At 73.9% G+C, this 4,279-nt stretch carries 4 protein-coding genes and 1 pseudogene; 3 read left to right on the forward strand and 2 right to left on the reverse strand.

Features of this window, described 5'->3' with window-relative positions; genetic code table 11:
* Positions 1-145: 145 nt before the first annotated feature.
* From ACFU99_RS35085 to ACFU99_RS35095, 3 genes are all read left to right on the forward strand, one after another.
* Positions 146-1,072, forward strand: coding sequence for an ABC transporter ATP-binding protein (locus ACFU99_RS35085; protein ID WP_384400073.1), 927 nt, complete (start codon positions 146-148; stop codon positions 1,070-1,072).
* Positions 1,069-1,839: an ABC transporter permease gene (locus ACFU99_RS35090; RefSeq protein WP_384400076.1), complete on the forward strand. Its 771-nt coding sequence runs from the start codon at positions 1,069-1,071 to the stop codon at positions 1,837-1,839. The genes ACFU99_RS35085 and ACFU99_RS35090 overlap by 4 nt, the downstream gene beginning before the upstream one ends.
* Positions 1,840-1,959: 120 nt before the next feature.
* Positions 1,960-2,955, forward strand: coding sequence for a heme A synthase (locus ACFU99_RS35095; protein WP_384400079.1), 996 nt, complete (start codon positions 1,960-1,962; stop codon positions 2,953-2,955).
* Here the strand turns inward: ACFU99_RS35095 and ACFU99_RS35100 are convergent.
* Together ACFU99_RS35100 and ACFU99_RS35105 are read right to left on the reverse strand one after the other, a co-directional pair.
* Positions 2,922-3,974 carry an amidohydrolase gene (locus tag ACFU99_RS35100; RefSeq protein ID WP_384400082.1) on the reverse strand — a complete coding sequence of 351 codons (1,053 nt, stop codon included), beginning with the start codon at positions 3,972-3,974 and terminating at the stop codon, positions 2,922-2,924. The two genes, ACFU99_RS35095 and ACFU99_RS35100, sit on opposite strands and share 34 nt — an antisense overlap.
* A 73-nt stretch (positions 3,975-4,047) precedes the next feature.
* A pseudogene (locus tag ACFU99_RS35105) lies at positions 4,048-4,279 on the reverse strand (hypothetical protein); the annotation flags it as partial.

The following is a 4,279-nucleotide window of genomic DNA, read 5'->3' on the forward strand; positions in this document are numbered from 1 at the left end:
ACGCTATTGTTGCGTAATTCTTTGGACCGGGACAAGCCCTGCCCGGCGCGGGCGACGGTGGTGTCGATCACTAAGGGTCACCTAATCCGGGCCTGTTTCCGCCCCGCGCCACCGGCGGCCGCCGCCGGTTCGTAGACTTCCCGGCATGCGAAACGAGCCCGCCGTCGAGGTCGTCGGCCTGGTCAAGCGGTACGGCGCGAAAACCGCGGTGGACGGGCTCGACCTGTCCGTGGCACGCGGCGCCCTGACGGCCGTGCTCGGCCCCAACGGGGCGGGCAAGACCACCACGATCGAGACCTGCGAGGGGTACCGCCGGCCCGACGCCGGAACGGTCCGCGTACTGGGACTCGACCCCGTGGCCGACTCCGCCGCGCTCCGGCCGCGCATCGGCGTGATGCTCCAGAGCGGCGGGGTCTATCCGGGAGCGCGCGCGGAAGAGATGCTGCGCCACACCGCCTCCCTGCACGCGCACCCCGTGGACGTCGACGCGCTGATCGAGCGGCTGGGGCTGGGCTCCTGCGGCCGTACCGCCTACAGGCGGCTGTCCGGCGGACAGCAGCAGCGGCTCTCCCTGGCCATGGCCGTCGTGGGCCGCCCCGAGCTCGTCTTCCTGGACGAGCCGACCGCGGGCCTCGACCCCCAGGCGCGCCACGCCACCTGGGAGCTGGTGCGCGAGCTGCGCGCCGACGGCGTCACCGTCGTGCTCACCACGCACCACATGGACGAGGCCGAGCAGCTCGCGGACGACGTCGCGATCGTGGACGGCGGCAAGGTCATAGCCCAGGGCAGCCCCGAGCGGCTGTGCAAGGGCGGCGCGGAGAACACCCTGCGCTTCGGCGGCCGCCCCGGGCTGGATCTGGGCTCGCTGCTCAAGGCGCTCCCCGCCCAGTCCGCGGCCGTCGAGCTGACCCCCGGCACGTACCGCGTCTCCGGCGAGGTGGACCCGCAGCTGCTGGCCACCGTGACGAGCTGGTGCGCGCAGAACGGCGTCATGCCCGACCGCATCTCGGTCGAGCGGCACACCCTGGAGGATGTCTTCTTGGAGCTGACCGGCAAGGAGCTGCGCGCATGAGCGCCACGGGCACGTTCACCCCGCATCCCGGCGCCGCGCCCCTCCCCCGGATGATCCGGGCGCAGGCCGCGCTGGAGACCCGGATGCTGCTGCGCAACGGCGAGCAGCTGCTGCTGACCGTCATCATCCCGGCACTGCTGCTGGTCCTCTTCAGCGCCGTCGACATCATCGACACCGGCGGCGGGAAGTCCGTCGACTTCCTCGCCCCCGGCGTGCTGGCCCTCGCCGTGCTGTCCACGGCCTTCACCGGCCAGGCCATCGCGACCGGTTTCGAGCGCCGCTACGGCGTCCTGAAACGGCTCGGCGCGTCGCCGCTGCCGCGCTGGGCGCTGATGACCGCCAAGACGTGTGCGGTGCTGGTCACCGAGGTCCTTCAGGTCGTGCTGCTGACGGTGATCGCCTTCGCGCTGGGCTGGTCCCCGCACGGCAACCCGCTGGCCGTACTCCTGCTGCTCGTGCTGGGGACCGCCGCGTTCTCGGGGCTCGGCCTGCTGATGGCCGGGACGCTCCGGGCGGAGGCGACGCTGGCCGCCGCCAACCTGGTCTTCCTGCTGCTGCTGGTCGGCGGCGGCGTCATCGTGCCGCTGGACAAGTTCCCCGGCGCGGCGCGGAGCGTTCTGGAGCTGCTGCCGATCTCGGCGCTCTCCGACGGGCTGCGCGACGTGCTCCAGCACGGCGCCGGGATGCCCTGGGGCGACCTCGGCGTCCTCGCCGTATGGGCGGTGCTCGGGCTCGGCGCCGCCGCCCGCTGGTTCCGCTGGGAGTGACGCCGGCCGCGTCCGTACAGCGCCTGCCGGACCTCTTGCGGGATCCGGCGGGGAAGGCCCCGCGGCACCGACACGGGCCCCAAGTGAAAAGATGCACAAGCACCTGATTACGATGAGCCCGTGCCGAAAACGCTGAACCCCCTCCAGCTCATCGCCGACCGCTGGCAGCCCTCCGCGCGCTTCGTGCGCGGCGCCGCGCTGGCCACCGTCGTGATGGCCGTGATCATCGTCGTCACCGGCGGCGCGGTGCGGCTGACCCAGTCCGGGCTCGGCTGCCCGACCTGGCCGACCTGCACCGAAGACAGCCTGACGCCGACCGGGGCGATGGGCATCAACGGCATCATCGAGTTCGGCAACCGCATGCTGACGTACGTGCTGTGCGCGGTCGTCGGCCTGTTCATCATCGCCTCGCGGGCCCTCGTCCCCCGCCGCCGCGGCCTCACCCGGCTCGGCTGGGCGCAGTTCTGGCTCGTGATGGGCAACGCCGTCGTCGGCGGCGTCACGGTGCTGACCGGCCTGAACCCGTACATCGTCAGCTCGCACTTCCTGCTCGCCTCCGGCCTGCTGACGGTCGCGGTGATCACCTGGCAGCGCTCCCACGAGGGGGACGCGGAGCCGCGCGACGTCGTCGGCCGGCCGGTGCGGCAGCTGTCCTGGGTGCTCGTCGCGGCGAGCACCGCGCTGATCGTCATCGGCACCGTGGTCAGCGGCGCGGGCAAGCACGCCGGCGACGCCTCCAAGGACGTGCGCCGCATCCCGCTGGACTGGCGCGAGATCACCCAGCTGCACGTGGACTTCGTCTTCATCGTGGTCGGCCTGACGGCCGCCCTGTGGTTCACGCTGCGGGCCGTGAAGTCCCCCGCGGGGCCGCGCCGCAAGGTGCTGGAGATGTTCGTGGTGCTGCTCGCGCAGGGCGCCATCGGCTACGTGCAGTACTTCACCGACACGCCCGAGTTGCTCGTCGGGGTGCACATGTTCGGGTCCTGCCTGGTGTGGATCGCGGTGCTGCGGGTCTTCCTGTCGCTGCGCGAGCGCGCCGACGTGGCGACGGTCCCCGCGCCCTCCGGCGAGCACGAGGCCATTCAGCCCGCCGCCCCGGCCGCGTCCAGCCGGTAGATCCGCCGGGCGGTGCCGGCTGCGACCAGCGAGGCGATCCGCCGCGCGTCCGCCCGCCCGCACACGCCGTCCGCGACCCACTCCGCGACGAGCCGGTCCATGGCCGACGCGAACCGCCGCGCGCCCACCACATAGAGCTCCGCCAGCGCCCGCGCGCCCGTGGAGAACAGCAGCTTGCCGAACGGGGCCTCCCCCAGCGTCTCCTGGGGCCGGGGCCCCGTATCCGCGTACACGTGCGGGAAGACCGCGGCGAGCTGCGCGGCCCGCCGGTGGTGCCGGGGTCCGGGCAGCAGCACCAGATCGGTGCCGAGGCCGGTGGTGGCGCGCAGGAACCCGGTCAGCCGCCGCGGGTCCTGGCAGTGCAGCTGTACGGGCAGGCCGGTGGCGACGGCGCTCCACAGGAGGTGGCCGACGAGCACGGGGTCCCGCGGCCACGCGCCGGTCCGGCGTGCGGCCAGCCAGCGGTCGGCGGTGCGGCGCACCCGGTCCGCGCCGGGCGGCTCGTCCTCGCAGACGTCGACGCCCAGGGCGAAGGCGGTCGCGTGCTGGGCCGCCGCGTACAGCGCCTCCGCGGTGTACGCGGCGAAGGAGTCGGCGGACCCGGAGGTGTCGGCGACCTGTTCGGCGAGGGCTTCCAGGCGTACGACCTCGTGGGCGCGGCCCTCGGCGGCGTCGGCCAGCTCCGGGGCCGAGGTCAGCCCGCCGGGCGCGCCGGTCTCCAGCAGGTAGGTCCCGATGCCGGAGCCGCGCAGCAGGGCGCGGGCGGCCCGGTACGCGCCGAGCTCGCGCCGCCTGGCGAGGTAGCGGACGGGCGGGCAGTGCGGCTCCAGGCCGAGCAGCGGCGGGCACCAGCGGCGTACGGCGAGCCCCGCCCAGCTGTCGAAGTAGGTGGTGCCCGGCGGCGCGGGTCCGGCGGCTCCGGCGGCCTCGGCGAGGTGGGCCTCGAACGTGCCGAGCCCGAGTTCGCCGTGGACCGCGCCATGGCTGTACTGGTCGACGAGCGACGGCATGCCGTCCATCCGCTCCTCCTAGCCGAGCGCCGAGGCGGTCGCGGGGGCCGCTCTCCGGTGGGTCTAACGGCCGAGGGGCGCGTCAGTTATCGGCGGTGGGATCGGCGGGCGGATTGGCGGCCGGATTGGCGGGACCGCCGACCTGGATGCCGGCCATGCGGCTCCATTCGTACGGTCCGGTGCGGACCTTGGCGGCGAAGTCGCCGTCGAAGTCGTCCTGGAGGCCGACGCCGGCGAGCTCTGCGGCTTCGCGGGCGCTCTCGTGGGAAGGGGCGACGAGGTTGCCCCACATGCCGTCCGCGCCGACGAGGGCG

The organism is Streptomyces sp. NPDC057654 (assembly GCF_042800135.1).
In the GTDB taxonomy this organism is placed as follows: domain Bacteria; phylum Actinomycetota; class Actinomycetes; order Streptomycetales; family Streptomycetaceae; genus Streptomyces.